This window comes from Mesorhizobium sp. NFR06, assembly GCF_900115245.1.
Lineage (GTDB): Bacteria > Pseudomonadota > Alphaproteobacteria > Rhizobiales > Rhizobiaceae > Mesorhizobium.
Window position 1 is genome coordinate 16,564 of sequence record NZ_FOVT01000031.1, and the last position, 15,104, is coordinate 31,667.

Genomic DNA, 15,104 nt, shown 5'->3' on the forward strand with positions numbered 1-15,104 from the left:
TGCATTGCCGTAGTGACCGTGCTGACAGTCCGTCCGGCGCCGTAGTGCCATGCGCCGGCAATGAAGCTGCCGGTCGTCAACGCATTGGCGCCGCCGTGTCATGCGACTGCCTGGGCGAGATGACCGGAAGCGGTCCAACGCGTTGCAACCCTTCAGAAGCGAACGTCGCGGGCGGTCACGCCACGGAAAATGCCGCGCCTTGGGCGCGCCTCGCCGCTGCCGTCCCTGCCATGTCTGGCGTTCGGCCATGCGCGATGGAAGATCATCGCCATGAAGACCACCATCGCGATCTGACCGACGGGAATGAAGGTCGTCATGGTCAGCACGCGGGCCAACAACGGTACGGCCCAGATGACCGCGAGAGTTGTTTTCTCCCAGGGCCGAAAACCTCTTTCGATGCCATGGGCGATGACGAAAGCCAGCGCCGGTCCGAGCAGCATCATGTCGTAGTCGAGCGCATAGGGTGTCGACAGAAGAGCTCCGGTCATCAACGCGGCGGCCGCCAACCGGCGGTCGGCGCGGGCGAACCACATCCAGGCGACGGTGGCGGCACAGCCCAAAGCGCAAACAGCCTGCACGCCATAGGCGAGTGGAATCGAGCCGCCCCACATGCGCACTGCCGAGAAAATCGTTTGAATCTTATACCAGCCTGTCGCGCCTTGTTCGGAAATGACGACGCGCGAGAAATGCATCATGTCGAAGAAACCGCGCCAGGTTTCCCAACCGAAGGCCCACGCCGTTCCCAGCGTCATCGCCGCGATCGTTGCTCCAGCGGCGGCGATCGCGCGCCAGTGGCCGCCAGCCAGAAGCGCGATGGGAACGAGCAAACCGAACTGTGGCTTATAGGCAAGCAAGCCAAACAGGACACCGGCCACGACAGGCCGCCGCTCCAGCGCCAGCAATGCCAGAGCCATCAAGCCGGCGCTGAGAAAGCCATTATGTCCATGACCGATGTTAATGAAGACTGCGGGAAAAGCTGCCGCCACCAACAGGCAGTCCTGGATGGGTGCGATGCGACGCACCGCCACCAGATAGAGCAGCAGGGTCGAGCCCTGCCACAACAACAGCGACAAGGCATAGGGGAACAGGGCGAAGAACGCGGCGACGACCAGGAAGTAGGGCGGATAGCCCCAGTGAAAGAAGCCCGATGTCGGTGAGAAATATTCTTCCTGCCGCCGTTGATGCGCCGCATTGTCAAACGGTTTCTCCGGATGGCCCTCGAGCACGAAGCGCCCCGCCGTCCAGACTTGCGAATAGTCAGTACCCAGGGGGCGATCGAAACGGTCGACGCGGCCGTTCGACGTCGCGAAGAGGAAGGCCATGAACAGGAGGTAGACGATCAGCAAAGTGACAGCGATGATGCGGACCCGTTCCCGGGTGAGCCAATCGCCGGTGCGCATATGTTCGAGCATGATCCGGATCCGGCGTCGGCACCGCCGACAGCCGAACCTGCACCCTTTTGCCTAATATTCGATTGACGAGGTAGATCCCTTCACAGGGGGGCCCATTCCTTGCGGGGATTTGTGAGCGCTCGGTCAAATCCCATGGGCGTGCCGGCCGACCAGCCGCAGCCACGGCGCCAGATGGAAGGCCGCCATCAAGAGATACATCGGCACCATGCCGCCGAGCATCGAGGCGCCTGGGCCCGACATGCACATCATGTCCTGGCCGCCATAAGCGGCGGTGACCAGCGCCATGATCGCAAAGGTCGGTGCCGCCGCGAGGCAGAGCCAGTCTGCAAGGCCAAAGCTCGAGCCGGCCGGGCGAGGGGTGAAGTCGGGATCGTCGATGCTCATCTCTTCCACCTTTCAAGATGGCCGGACTGTCGGGGAGAAAGGTCGGCTCCGGCGGCGCACGGTTTGCGCCGCCGGAGTCGCTTCGCGCTCAGGCGTTCTTGTTACGGAACGCCGCCTCGCCGGCATCCGACACCTCGACCCATCTCTGGTCGGGCGCGGCGCCTTCTTCATAGCTGTCGTGCCAGTTCCACCACTTATAGGTCTGGGTCTGCGGATAGCCTTCGGGCGAATCCTCCCACACCTCCTGGCGGCCGAGCGGAGTGACGTCGAGATAGCTCCACACGGTGCCGAACGCCTCGTCGCCGCGGTTGTTGACGAAATAGGTGCGGAAGATGCGATTGCCGTCATGGATGAAGACATTGTGGCCATGCCATTCGTCGACGCCGAAATCCTTATCCCAACTGTCGGTGATGGTGTACCAGGGCATCTTCCAGTCCATCTGTTGCTTCAGCCGCTGGATGTCGGCCTGCGGCGCGCGCGAGGCATAGGCAAGCGTGGTGTCGCGGGCATTGAGATGGGCGAGGTTGCCGACCTGGTCGGCGCCGAGCGAGCAGCCGCGGCAGGCATGTTCGGGCCAGCCATAGACGCCGGGCTCGAAGAAGGCGCGGTAGATGATGAGCTGGCGGCGGCCTTCGAAGAGGTCGAGCAGGCTCGCCTTGCCGTTGGGGCCTTCGAAGACATAGTCCTTCTTGACTTCCATCCACGGCATGCGGCGGCGTTCGGCGGCTAAAGCGTCGCGGGCGCGGGTCAGCGCCTTTTCCTTCACCAGCATCTCCTCATAAGCGCCTTCCCAGGCTTCCTGCGAAACGACCGGTGGTGTCTTCATGTGTTGGGTCATTGCTCTTGTCCCGTTCTTGGGTTTGGTTGGGTGACGAGGAAAGACTTAGGGCTGAACGGCGCGATGGTGAGAGTTACAAGTGTGACGCGATTTGCTGCGGCCGCCCGTCAGGCGATGGCATGGACTCGCTGATCAATGCCGCCGGCCGCGCGCTTGCCGCCGGCGATCCGCTCGGCGCCCTGAAGCGCGTCGCGCTGCGCGACGACGCGCCGGCGCTGGCGCTGCGCGGCATCGCGATGGCGCAGCTCGGCGACTTCGCCAAGGCCAAGGCGCTGCTGAAAGACGCCGCCCGCGCCTTCAGTCCGAGGGAAGCGGTGGCGCGCGCCCGCTGCGTCGTCGCCGAGGCGGAGATCGCGCTGGTCTCGCGCGACCTTGGCTGGCCGGAGAAGGCGTTGCGCTCGGCGCGTGCGACGCTTCAAGCGCATGGCGACCGGGTCAATGCCGCCTATGCGGGAAGTCTCGAGGCGCGTCGCCTGATCCTGATAGGCCGCCTCGACGAGGCAGAGCGCCTGCTTGCCGGCTTCGATCCGGCGCCGCTGCCGCCGGTCGCGCGCGTCGCGCATGAGCTCGCCGCCGCCGGCATCGCGGTCAGGCGCATGAGGACGAAGGTCGCGCGCTCTGCGCTCGGCCGTGCGTCGCTTGCCGCCTACCAGGCCGACATTCCAGCGCTCAAGGCCGAAGTCGAAAGCGCGTCGCTGGTGCTGAACATGCCGGTCGCGCGGCTCGTGTCGAAGGGTTCGGAGAAGCCGCTCCGGCTCGATGAAGTCGAGGCGCTGCTCGCATCCGGCGCGCTCGTCGTCGATGCCTGTCGCAATGTAGTGCGCCAAGCCGACGCGGTCGTTTCGCTGGCGACGCGACCGGTATTGTTCGCCCTGGCGCGCGCGCTTGCCGAGGTCTGGCCGGCCGATGCGGCGCGGGAGACGCTGCTGAGGCGCGCCTTCCACGCCAGGCACGCCGATGAATCGCACCGCGCGAGGCTCAGGGTTGAGATGGGCCGGCTGCGCGCCGAATTGAGCGCACTCGCTGAAATCAACGCGACCGCCCGGGGCTTCGCGCTTTCGCCGCTGAATGCCGCCGAGGTCGTGGTGCTGGCGCCGCCTGTCGAGGAGGAGCATGGGGCGGTGCTCGCCTTCCTGGCCGACGGCGAGTCGTGGTCGAGTTCGGCGCTGGCGATCGCGCTCGGCGCCAGCGCGCGCACCGTGCAGCGGGCGCTGGAGGAGCTCTCGACGGCAAACAAGGTGCAGGCGGTCGGCCGCGGTAGGGCGCGCCGCTGGATGACACCGCCGATGACCGGATTCCCGACTGTCTTGTTACTCCCGGGTCCGCTGCCGAGCGACTAGTCTGCGGCCACTGTTCAAATGGAGATCGAAATGAAACGAGCTGCCGCCGAGATCCTGCGCGAATACGGGCCCTTTCCGGACGCCGAGCGCATAAATGGCGTCACCTATGATGGCAAGAATGTCTGGTTCGCCACCGGCGACAAGCTGAAGGCGCTTGACCCGGAGAGCGGCGCGATCGTGCAGTCGATCGACGTCGCCTCGCATGCCGGGACCGCCTTCGACGGCGAATATCTTTATCAGATCGCCGAGGACCGCATCCATAAGGTCGACCCGAAGACAGGCAAGGTCGTCGCCACCATTCCCGCTCCCGGCAATGGCGGCGATTCAGGCATGGCCTGGGCCGAAGGTTCGCTCTGGGTCGGCGAATACAGGGCACACAAGATCCATCAGATCGATCCTGAGACGGGCAAGGTGATCCGCAGTATCGAGTCGAAGCGTGTCGTTACTGGCGTCACCTGGGTCGATGGCGAACTCTGGCATGCCACCTGGGAAGGCGAGGAGGGCGATCTGCTGCGCATCGATCCCGAGACAGGCGACGTGCTGCAGGAGGTGGCGATGCCCTCCGGCGTATCGGGACTGGAATCCGATGGCGGCGGCTGCTTCTTCTGCGGTGGCGGCAGCAGCGGCAAGATCAAGGCCGTGCGCCGGCCTGGTCACGATGCCGGCAAGTAACGGACTCAAGCAGGCGGCCTCGATCAGGCCGCCTCGCGCGCCGGCCGGGCAACGCCCTTGTTTGAGATCTGACCGGCATTCGGTCCATCGACATGAGCCCAGGCCGGTCGCTGGAACAGGAACGTGCCGAAGCCGATGCGCTTGACGATGAAGTAGAGCACCACCGGACTGACGACCGAGACGAGCAGTACGGCGAGGCTGAGCATGCCGGTATCGGTCAGAAGGTCGCTTGCAAGCGCCGCGCCCCGGAACATCGACATCGGGATGGTGAAGGCGACATAGACGACCAGCGAATGCTCGCCAAGCCATCGCAGCCATTCCATCGAGGCGAATTTCGACAGGAAACCGCCGAGCACACAAAGCGCCACCGCGCCGGCGACGGCAAGCGACAGATGCAACGGCGGCCACGCCGCCAGGCCCATCTGCATGCCGACCGGCTGCATGGCGTAGCCCGGCGAATAGACAAGCAGGCCGTTGACCAGCGCCCAGGCGAGCAGGCCCGCGACGGCTATCGCGGGTCGATCTTGCGTCCATGCCACCAGCCGGAACACCAGCGGCGCCATGACGAAGCCGAGATAGAAGAACACGAAATAGGCGGCGAGTTGCTCGAGCGCGTAGCTGTCCGGCTTCGGCGCCCACATCTGCAGCGCGGCGGCGAGCGGGATGACCATCCAGTGCGGCACGCGAAGCTCGCGCAACACGCGTATGACGATCCCGAACACCGCCAGCATATAGATGAACCACAGCACGCCATAGGGCTGGACGACGGCCATTGCCAGGTCATGCAGCATGCCGGCGGGATCGCGGCTGAAGATGCCGATCTTCAGCCCGATCGAGATGATCGCCCACAACACGTAGAAATAGAGGTAATGCACGACGCGGCGGTCGACATAGCGCCGCCATGGCCGGTCGATCACCTGCGACAGGAACAGGCCCGAGATCAGGAAGAATTCCGGCATGCGGAAGGGTGTCGCAAAGCCGATGACATAATGCAGGAAGCCGACGCCGCCGGTGTATTCACCGGTGTTGTAGGCGGAATACATCATCACCACCAGGATGATGGAAAGGCCTTTTGCCGTGTCCACCCACGGCATGCGCATCGAACTTTTCATAAACGATCTCGAGGAAAAGCACCTGTGCAATAGTACCGGACAGGCTCACCTCTAGCAGCATGAAGCTTCGGATATCGTAAACGCGGCGCTGCCAGTGGTGAAAGTCTGAGGCTTGGTACCCATCCCGGCAGTGGTCGGCGAACTGCCGTTGCTTGCAACTGGCGCAACGACTTGGTCGCGCCAAAAGCCAAAGGTGGCTATTTGAACAAATCTGAGTTGGGAAACGACGAGGCGACGCAGGCCCGTGCAGTAGTTGCAGAAGAGATCATCGATTCAGGGTAGCGGGATCGGCTTGTCACTGAGTGTGCGCAAGTACGCGATCAGGTCGACTCGTTCGGTCTCGTCCGGAACACCAGGAATTTCCATCTTAACGCCCGGCGTGGTGAGCATGGGCCCGAAGAGATATCTGTTCAGGTCCTCGTACGTCCAGACGCCCTCCCAGCCCAGCAAGGTGTCGGAGTAACGCATATTTGCCATAGATGCCTTGTCGCGGCCGACGACGCCCCACAAGTTCGGCCCCGTTTTGTTCCCTTTCTGTGGCTCGTGATTGTGGCAACCAGCACACAGGCGGGTGAAGTAGGTTCGGCCCTTCTCGACATCGGCAGAAGCCAGCTTCATCGAGATCGGGGCTGGTGTTGGCATGACGACGCCGTGCGACATGAGATAGTCGGCAATTTCGCGTTGCCCCTTGAATTTTGCCAGATGGAGCGGCGTCTTGCCGTTCTTTGTCTTCGCATTCACGTCCGCGCCGGCCTTGACCAGTGCCTTCACGCAGTCGAGACAACCGAGAGTGACGGCGATGTGAAGGGCGGCCTCGCCGCCGCGGTGCGAATTTGGATTTGCGCCCCCCTCCAGCAACAGATTGATCAAATCGATCCTGCGTTTTGCCAAAGCCGGCATGAGGGCAGGACCCAAGAGCGGCGTCGGGACGGCGTTGACGTCGGCACCGCGTTCCATGAGCAGTTTTGCCGCCGCGAAATGCCCGCCCCTGACCGCAAGATAGAGTGGTGTCATGCGCCCGTCGCTCTCATCGCTCTCATCTACGCCGGCACCTGCGTCGAGCGCTGCGGTGATCGCTGCGACATCGCCGTTCTTCGCGGCGTCGTGAATGGCGGCGGCGCGCAATTCAATCGGGAAATATGCAAGCAGTGGCGCAAGGAAAAGCAGGAGCCTGCGCATTTGGCACCTTCCCAAGGCAAACCGGAGGAAGCAGCACGCTTTCGAGGGGGCAAGCATACCTCAAATGCCCTGCGAGAACGAGAGTTTTCGGGGGGGGCTGCCATGGCCTTGCTGCCCTCTGGCATCGGGCTGTGAGGTCCGTCCGGCTCAACTCGTGCCGTAACGCGAGCAAAGGTGGACTCCTCTACGCGGGTAGCAAGCGTCAGGCTTTCACCGCTAGCCATCGCGTCGCGCCGGCGGTGACGCTGTTGTCTGCCGCATCGCCACTGCAACGATCGCACCCGACGTGAAGGTCAGCGCCGCGATTGCCCCGATCGCCGTGGCGAAGCCGAAAAAATCCGCGATCAGGCCGGCGGACAGTGCCCCGATCGCATAGCCGAGGTCGCGCCAGAAGCGGTAGACGCTGAGCGAGCGAGCCCGCCAGGAGGGATGCGATGCGTCGGACACGGCGGCGATCAGGCTCGGGTAGACCATCGCCGTGCCGAGGCCGAGCAAAAGGCTCGCCAGCAGCCACCAGCCGAAATCGCGCGTCGCGGCCGTGAGCAGCAGCCCCGCCGCCTGCACCCACATGCCGGCGACGATCAGCCCCTTGCGGCCCCAACGGTCGCTCAATGGCCCCGTCGCGACCTGGAGGACGCCCCAGACGGCGGGATAGACCGCCTTGAGGACGCCGATGCGCTCGACGCCGAGCCCATTGGCAACGAAGAACAGCGGAAAGAGGCCCCAGCTCATGCCGTCGTTCAGATTGTTCACCAGGCCGGCCTGCGAGGCGGCGAACAAATTGCGGTCGCCGAACGAGGTCAGCATGAAGATCTCGCGGAAACTGAGCGGGGAGGCTGCTTTCGGATGGTTCGCGAGTTCCAGCCGCACATGTTCGCGCGTGTCGCGCACGAGCAGGATCGCCAGCGCGGCGCCGGCGACCGCGTAGCCGACGCCGAGATAGATCGGCACCGGGCGCAGCCCGTAGCGGCTGGCAAGATAGCCGGTCAGGAAGGCAGTGACGCCGACCGCGAGATAGCCGGCGAACTCGTTGAGGCCTACGGCAAGCCCGCGCGATTTCGGGCCGACCAGATCGACCTTCATGATCACCGTCATCGACCAGGCGAACCCCTGGTTGATGCCGAGCAGCGCGTTGGCGGCGACGATCCAGCCCCAGCTTGGCGCCCAGATGATGATGAACGGCACCGGCAGGCCGAACAGCCAGCCGATGATGAGAACCCGCTTGCGGCCCCAGGCGTCGGCAAGCTGGCCGGAGACGAGATTGGCGCAGGCCTTGACCACGCCGAAGCTGACGATGAAGGACACGACCAAAGTGGTCGAAGCGACGCCGAATTCCTCCGCGCCGATCAGCGGCACCACGGTCCGCTCGATGCCGACCATGCCGCCGACGAAGGCGTTGATCAGCACCAGGAGCGCGAACTGCTTCCAGTTGGCCTTGAGGCCGAGCGCAACGGCGGGCGCCGCAATGCTCAAGAGTCGGCTCCGGCGTTGACGGCACGGGTCCGGGCGGCCTCCGGCGGCGGGGGAGGGATGTCGGCGGTCATGGCGGCGACGAACTGGTCCTCGTCCTCGATGCGGAAGGCCTTGTTGAAGCGTCGCTCGAAGCCGATGGTCGATGTCGGCTTGCCGCTCAGCGAGCGCCCGCAGACCGACCCCGAATAGGCGCCGGGAAGCACCTCGATATGGTCGGGCAATTCCTTCAGCCGGCGCACGCTGGCGTAGAGCGCGCGGGCTCCGTCCTCGGCGCTTGAAGCAAGCTCGGTGCGGCCGAGGTCGCCGACCATCAGCGTGTGCCCGGTGAGCACGAACCAGGGCTCGGGCGACCGCGTCCGGTCGGTGACCAGAAGGCTGAGATGCTCCGGCGTATGGCCCGGCGTGTGCAGGACCGTCGCCGTGACATTGCCGAGCTCGAGCACCTCGCCGTCCTTGGCGCGCCGGAATGGGTATGCCGCTTCGGCGCGCTCGAACAGCACGTAGTCGGCGCCGGTCGCCTCGGCGAGCGCGCGCCCGGCCGAGATGTGGTCGGCATGGATATGCGTGTCGATGACGTAGAGGATACGCATGCCCGTCGCGCGCGCCGTCTCGATATAGGGCGCGAGATCGCCGACCGGATCGACGACGGCCGCCGCCGCTTTGCCGCCGCAGCCGAACAGGTAGGAAGCGGCAACCGGGTTGGTGTGCAGGAACTGCCTGAGAATCATCGCTTTTCCTCCGTGCGGCCGACTGCGCCAGGCGCAGCGCCCGGCTTGACAGCAGGCCGAAATCGTCATTCTATTATTCTATTGAATGACGATGCGTCGCAGAAAGGCCGATGTCAATCCGCAATCCGAAGCAGGCGCTTTACGCGCAGTTTGCGATCGTCGCCAAGGCGCTCGGCCACCCGCTGCGCCTGGAGATGATCGAGCATCTCGCGCAAGGACCACGCGGCGTCGAGGCGCTCGCCGCAAAGCTTGGCCAGCCCGTCGCCAACGTTTCGCAGCATCTCCAGGGGCTGCGGCGCGCCGGCATTGTCTCGGCCGAACGCGACGGCAAGTTCGTCCACTACTCACTCGCGGATGAGAGCGTGCTTGCCGCTTTCGCTTCGGTGCGCAACGTTGCCGAGCGGCGTCTCGCCGATGTCGATCGCATCGTGCGCGGCTATTTCGATGCGCGCGACGACATGCGGCCGGTCACGCGCGACGAGCTTCAGACGCAGATGCGCGATGGGTTGGTGACGCTGATCGACGTCCGGCCGGCGGACGAGTTCGCGCTCGGCCATGTGCCGGACGCGGTCAATGTTCCGCTGGGCGAAATCAAGGCTTGGTCTGCCGCTGCCGACCGAGAGGTCGTCGCCTACTGCCGCGGCCCGTGGTGCGTGATGTCCTTCGAGGCGGTGGCGGCGCTGCGCTCGCTAGGGTATTCCGCGCGCCGGCTGGAGGACGGCATGCCGGAATGGAAAGCCGCCGGCCTGCCGGTGGAAATCGCCGCCTGACCGTGCGGCTAATGTGGCGGGGCGGATGCCCGCGAGCGGAACAGCAAGGCGCGGCCGGCGGTTAGCCAAGTTGGCCGTCCTAAGGTCAGGACCCCACTAATTCTAACTCGGTCGAATCGCGTCAGCCGGCATGATTTGGACGGCCAAGCCGACATCACCGGTGACCCGACGCGTTCTGTGAGCGGCACGGCCCCAATGCCATAAAAGCGCCAACTCCGGACATCGTTCCGGGCTGAAGTTCAAGGATGCGTCCCGTCAGGCGACGTGACAGATCCATGCGAGGAACGCTTTGACCGCACTGTCGTTGGCCCGTGCCGGCGCAAAGGTGACGAAGAATCCATAGCCTGGCAGGCTGAACTCAAGAGCGCGCACCAGGGTCCGATCTGCGAGCTCACGCGCCACCAACACGTCGCTCACGATCAATATTCCCTGGCCGGCCAGCGCCGCATCGATGGCATGCGCTTCCTCGCGGAAGCTCAGATGCTTCATCTCGTCCATACGCGGTACGTCAGAAGCGGTCTTCGAGGCTTCCGCGAGCCAGCGTTTCCAAGTTGGCGCAGTGGCGTCGGCAGGCGACCAGTAGTCGTGGATCAAGGTCTGCCCCCTGAGTTGGGAGAAGGATCGCAGCGACTCACCTTCAGGCAGGGTCCCGGGGCTGCACACGGCCACGAACGTATCGCGAACCAGTTCGTGGGCGGCGAGGTCGGGTGGCGGCGTATTCATGTAGCGGACTGCAAGATCGGCTTCGCCGGCTGGGAGGTTCAGCACTGCATCCGTGCCGATCACCTCGAGGGCGATGCCGGGTTGCGCCTCGCGCCAGAGGGAGAGGCGCGGGACGAGCCATTTGCTGGCAAAGGCATTGGTCGTCGTCACCCTGAGCTGCCGCTGTGCGACCGGCACCTTTAGAGCCGCGAGCGCGCCCGCGAAGGAGTCCAGCCCATCGCGGATAACCGGATAGAGCGCCGCGCCGGCAGGCGTCAGCATGATCGGCCGCGGGCGCCGGCGGAAAAGCGGGAGCCCGCAATATTGCTCGAGCCGTCGGATCTGATGGCTGATGGCGGTCGGCGTGAGCGCGAACTCGCTTGCGGCCGCCTGAAAGCTCAAATGCCGCGCGGCGGCTTCGAAGGCGCGCAACTGGGCCAGCGGTGGCAGCTTTCTCATCGACCGAGCATAGATGACTCCATTTCATCCAGCACCTGAAATCTTCGATATTGCCTCCTCGGCATCGCTGACCGAGGATAGGCGAACGGAAGTTCCTGCGTGATGCCACGGGAGAGCTAAATGAACAGAGCGACATTCGATGCTGCCGCGATCGAGGCGTTCCGAGCGACGCTGCGCGGTAGCCTGCTGCGGCCCGGCGATGTCGGGTATGACGACGCGCGCACGATCTACAACGCGATGATCGATCGACGCCCGGCCCTGATCGCTCGATGCGCGGGCGTCTCCGATGTCATTCAGTCCGTCAACTTCGCCCGGGACAGCGGCCTGCTTCTCTCCGTGCGAGGTGGGGGGCACAACGTCTCCGGCAATGCGGTTTGCGACGGCGGCATGATGATCGATCTCTCGCCGATGAAGAGCATCCGGGTCGACCCCGAGCGCCGCACGGCCCGATCCGAGCCCGGCGTCCTCTGGCGCGAGTTTGACCACGAGACCCAGGCCTTCGGCCTCGCGACGACAGGGGGCGTGGTATCGACCACAGGCGTCGCCGGGTTGACTCTCGGCGGTGGGATCGGATGGCTGATGGGCTGTCACGGCCTGGCCTGTGACAATCTCCGGTCGGCGGATATCGTGACCGCCGAGGGCCAGCTGGTTACGGCGAGCGGCAGCCAGAACGCGGATCTCTTCTGGGGATTGCGCGGGGGCGGCGGGAATTTCGGAATCGCCACCTCGTTCGAGTTCCAACTTCACCCGGTCGGCCAGGTGCTGGGCGGGCTGATCATTCACCCGCTCGACAGGGCGGTCGATCTGATCCGCTTCTACGATCAATTCACCCGCAACACGCCGGACGAGTTCGGATCGATGGCGCTGTTCGTGACATCCCCCGAGGGCGAGCGCGTGGTGGCCATCGCCGTCTGCTACAATGGCGCGATCGAAGATGGGGAGGCGGTATTGGAGCCGCTGCGCGGCTGGGGCGCGCCGCTCGCCGACACGATCGCGCCGATAACCTATTCCGAGGTCCAGAGCATGTTCGACCCGGGGTTCCCTGCCGGGCATCGGAACTACTGGAAATCGAGTTTCCTTGCCGAGCTTGACGACACCGCCGTCGAATTGGTGGTCGATCATGTCCGGCGCTGCCCTTCACCCAGCTCGGCCATCGCAATCGAGCAGTTCGGCGGCGCGGTCAGCCGGATCGGCACCGACGAGACAGCCTTCAACCACCGCGACGCCCGCTACAACCTGCTGATCCTGGGCATCTGGCCCGGGAAGGCCGATCGCGACGAAAACGTGCAGTGGGTTCGCGGTCTTTGGGATGCGATGGCGCCCTATTCTTCGGGTGGCGTCTATGTGAACTATCTCGGCGCTGTCGCGGACGAGGGCCCTGAACGGGTCGCGGCTGCCTATGGCCCGGAAAAATATGCCCGACTCGCCGCGCTCAAGAACAAGTACGATCCGGCGAACCTGTTCCGTCTCAACCAGAACATCTGGCCTAAAGCCGCATGAGGTCTTTCGAAGGGTCGGCACCGTGCGCGGTGCACGGAGGAGGTGATCATGCAAGAACCTGGCAGGGCGTACTCCTACGGGTGCATGTGCGGTGCGGTGCGCTACGAGCCCTTCTGAGTGGGGAACTGCCATTGCAGGAGCTGTCGCACGCACACTGGGGCGCCAGGTGTCACGTCAGCCGGTTTCAAGCGGGATCAACTACGGTTCACCAAGGGCGAGCGTTGGGCGACGAGGCGTAGACTTGGCGTCAAACCAGCAATGCCACAATTGCGCATAGCTATGCAGGCGGCGTGGCGCGTGCATCACGAAACGAAACGAGGCGTTGGTGGCGCTCGTCCCAAAGCACGAGCTTCACGCACCGAATGCTTTCGATGATCGTGATGCGGCCGATGCCGCGCAGTTCCGGGTAGTCCCGCAGCACTTCCGGGAGCCGGTAATATGGCACTTTGCTGGAAAGATGGTGGACATGATGAATGCCGATGTTTGCCGTGAGCCATCGCAGGACCAGCGGCAGTTCATAATGTGAGGAGCCGTGCAGGGCGGCGTCCTGGAATCGCCATTGTGGGCTTTGCGACCAGTGTGTCTCCTCGAACTGGTGCTGGACATAGAACAACCAGACGCCGGCCGACCCTGCCACCACGACGATTGGTAGGTGCACCAGCAAGAACGGCCCGAGCCCAACGACCCAGATGAGGCCGAGGCTCAGCACCAGGATGGCCAGGTTGGTTGCCATAGTCGAAACCCAGGGTTCCATGCCTGAGCGCATCATGCCGAAGGGCAGTCTTTGCTTGAGCAAGAAAAGCCAGATGGGGCCGATGCCGAACATCACAGCAGGGTTGCGGTAGAGCCTGTATGCGAGCCGGCGGGGTCGCGACAGGGACCGATATTCGGCCACGGTCAGGGTCGTGATGTCGCCGACGCCGCGCTCGTCGAGATTGCCGGCCGAGGCATGATGCGCCGCATGCGCGCGGCGCCAATAGTCATATGGCGTCAGCGTCAGGATGCCGATCACGCGCCCGGTCCAATCATCGGCCTTGCGGTGAGCGAAGAAGGAGCCGTGGCCGCAATCGTGCTGGATCATGAAAAGGCGAAGCAGAAAGCCTGCCGCAGGAATAGTCAGCGCCATGCCCGACCAAAAGCCATGATGCAGCGCCATCGCGGCAAGCACCCAAAGACCGACAAACGGGACAAGCGTCACTGTCAGTTCAATGAGGCTGCGCCCCGCGTGTGGCTCCCGATAGCCGGCGAGAACCTTGGGCCAGGCCCGTTCGCCGCCCTGGAGCGGAGGGATGGATGTGGCGGCTTGCGTCAACGACAATGGGCGGGCCTTTGTGGGTTTGGAGATTCTTGCGCGGAACGATCCGGCAAACGGAAGTCATAGTGTCCGGCAAACGGAAGTCATAGTGAAAGTAGAGACGCGGTCGAGCTTTCGTTTTCATATAAGGCGGTTGTCCCCGGCCGTCTGGCAAGCGGGCCGGGGTGTGGCGTCAGTGTCTGCATTCCTGCGCCGTCGCGCAGCCGCATCGTGGATGCTTTCAAAGCGGTTTTCGTCGTTCTGTTCAGTTGCAGGTTCCGGATCGGCTTTCTTGGCACTTGACGGATTCCAGCCTGGCATACGCGACCGTCGATGATCCAATCTAGTAGCCCATTCTACCGACGCCGCCGTTGCCGCCTGTCGATGGGGCGGAATCCTTCGCGGGGACGTCGCTGATCATGGCTTCGGCCGTGATCAAGAGGGCCGCGATCGAGCAGGCATCCTGAAGTGCCGTCCGCACCACCTTTGCCGGATCGACGATGCCGGCCTTGATCATGTCGACATAAATCTCGTTCTGGGCGTCGAAGCCCTGATTGTGATCCTTGCTCTCGGAGAGCTTGCCGACCACGATTGAGCCTTCGACGCCGGAATTCTCGGCGATCTGCCGGATCGGCGCTTCGAGCGCCCTGAGCACGATCGAGATGCCCGCGGTGACGTCGGCATTGGTGCCGGCCAGCCCGGCAAGCGCCGTCCTGGCACGCAGCAGCGCCACACCGCCGCCGGGCACGATGCCTTCTTCGACAGCGGCACGCGTGGCGTTCAGCGCATCGTCGATGCGGTCCTTCTTCTCTTTGACTTCCGACTCGGTGGCGCCGCCGACGCGAATGACCGCAACGCCCCCGGCGAGCTTGGCCAGCCGCTCCTGCAGCTTTTCCTTATCGTAATCGGATGTGGTTTCCTCGATCTGTCCCCTGATCTGGGCGATGCGCGTCTGGATGGCGGCCTTGGCGCCGGCGCCGTCGATGATCGTTGTCGTGTCCTTGTCGATCAGCACACGCTTGGCGCGGCCGAGCATATCGATGGCGACGTTCTCCAGCTTGATGCCGAGATCCTCCGAGATCATCTGGCCAGCGGTGAGCACGGCAATGTCTTCCAGCATCGCCTTGCGGCGGTCGCCGAAGCCTGGCGCCTTGACGGCCGCGACCTTGAGGCCGCCGCGCAGCTTGTTGACGACCAGCGTCGCCAGCGCCTCGCCCTCGACGTCCTCGGAGATGATCAGC

13 protein-coding genes and 1 pseudogene are annotated in these 15,104 nt (G+C 64.3%); 4 read left to right on the forward strand and 10 right to left on the reverse strand.

What is annotated here, in order from left to right; all coding sequences use genetic code 11:
* Positions 1–152 precede the first annotated feature (152 nt).
* The 3 genes and pseudogenes from F3H96_RS29635 to F3H96_RS29645 form a co-directional block, all read right to left on the reverse strand.
* Positions 153–1,412 carry a glycosyltransferase family 87 protein gene (locus F3H96_RS29635; protein ID WP_149805185.1) on the reverse strand — a complete coding sequence of 420 codons (1,260 nt, stop codon included), beginning with the start codon at positions 1,410–1,412 and terminating at the stop codon, positions 153–155.
* A 123-nt stretch (positions 1,413–1,535) separates the two neighbouring features.
* A pseudogene (locus F3H96_RS29640) lies at positions 1,536–1,739 on the reverse strand (hypothetical protein); the annotation flags it as partial.
* Between the two features lie 145 nt (positions 1,740–1,884).
* Entirely contained in the window at positions 1,885–2,634 is a 750-nt protein-coding gene (locus tag F3H96_RS29645; RefSeq protein ID WP_149805187.1) for a DUF899 family protein, read from the reverse strand.
* A 119-nt stretch (positions 2,635–2,753) separates the two neighbouring features.
* Here F3H96_RS29645 and F3H96_RS29650 point away from each other — a divergent pair, with 119 nt between their 5' ends.
* Positions 2,754–3,974 (forward strand): helix-turn-helix domain-containing protein, encoded by a 1,221-nt coding sequence (locus tag F3H96_RS29650; protein WP_149805188.1) that lies wholly within the window; start codon positions 2,754–2,756, stop codon positions 3,972–3,974.
* Between the two features lie 30 nt (positions 3,975–4,004).
* Positions 4,005–4,646, forward strand: coding sequence for a DUF5074 domain-containing protein (locus F3H96_RS29655; protein ID WP_149805189.1), 642 nt, complete (start codon positions 4,005–4,007; stop codon positions 4,644–4,646).
* Positions 4,647–4,669: 23 nt separating this feature from the next.
* Here F3H96_RS29655 and F3H96_RS29660 read toward each other — a convergent pair whose 3' ends face one another.
* From F3H96_RS29660 to F3H96_RS29675, 4 genes are all read right to left on the reverse strand, one after another.
* Positions 4,670–5,758: an acyltransferase family protein gene (locus F3H96_RS29660; protein WP_149805190.1), complete on the reverse strand. Its 1,089-nt coding sequence runs from the start codon at positions 5,756–5,758 to the stop codon at positions 4,670–4,672.
* 273 nt (positions 5,759–6,031) lie between these two features.
* Entirely contained in the window at positions 6,032–6,937 is a 906-nt protein-coding gene (locus F3H96_RS29665) for an ankyrin repeat domain-containing protein (protein ID WP_149805191.1), read from the reverse strand.
* Between the two features lie 216 nt (positions 6,938–7,153).
* The gene (locus tag F3H96_RS29670) at positions 7,154–8,410 is read right to left on the reverse strand and encodes an MFS transporter (protein WP_149805192.1); all 1,257 of its coding nucleotides are present in this window, start codon (positions 8,408–8,410) and stop codon (positions 7,154–7,156) included.
* The gene (locus F3H96_RS29675; RefSeq protein ID WP_149805193.1) at positions 8,407–9,138 is read right to left on the reverse strand and encodes an MBL fold metallo-hydrolase; all 732 of its coding nucleotides are present in this window, start codon (positions 9,136–9,138) and stop codon (positions 8,407–8,409) included. Before F3H96_RS29675 ends, F3H96_RS29670 begins: the two co-directional genes overlap by 4 nt.
* A 110-nt stretch (positions 9,139–9,248) precedes the next feature.
* On the opposite strand from F3H96_RS29675, the gene F3H96_RS29680 reads away from it, so the two are divergent.
* A complete protein-coding gene (locus tag F3H96_RS29680; RefSeq protein ID WP_149805194.1) occupies positions 9,249–9,908 on the forward strand; it encodes a metalloregulator ArsR/SmtB family transcription factor in 660 nt (219 codons plus the stop codon).
* 255 nt (positions 9,909–10,163) lie between these two features.
* Here the strand turns inward: F3H96_RS29680 and F3H96_RS29685 are convergent, their stop codons facing one another.
* Positions 10,164–11,069 (reverse strand): LysR substrate-binding domain-containing protein, encoded by a 906-nt coding sequence (locus F3H96_RS29685; protein ID WP_149805195.1) that lies wholly within the window; start codon positions 11,067–11,069, stop codon positions 10,164–10,166.
* A gap of 120 nt (positions 11,070–11,189) precedes the next feature.
* Here F3H96_RS29685 and F3H96_RS29690 point away from each other — a divergent pair, with 120 nt between their 5' ends.
* Entirely contained in the window at positions 11,190–12,569 is a 1,380-nt protein-coding gene (locus tag F3H96_RS29690) for an FAD-binding oxidoreductase (protein WP_149805196.1), read from the forward strand.
* Between the two features lie 277 nt (positions 12,570–12,846).
* Here F3H96_RS29690 and F3H96_RS29700 read toward each other — a convergent pair whose 3' ends face one another.
* Both F3H96_RS29700 and groEL read right to left on the reverse strand, forming a co-directional pair.
* A complete protein-coding gene (locus F3H96_RS29700; protein ID WP_244620215.1) occupies positions 12,847–13,887 on the reverse strand; it encodes a fatty acid desaturase in 1,041 nt (346 codons plus the stop codon).
* Positions 13,888–14,206: 319 nt separating this feature from the next.
* The coding region (groEL, locus tag F3H96_RS29710) for a chaperonin GroEL (RefSeq protein WP_149805199.1) at positions 14,207–15,104 on the reverse strand (898 nt) is incomplete at its 5' end.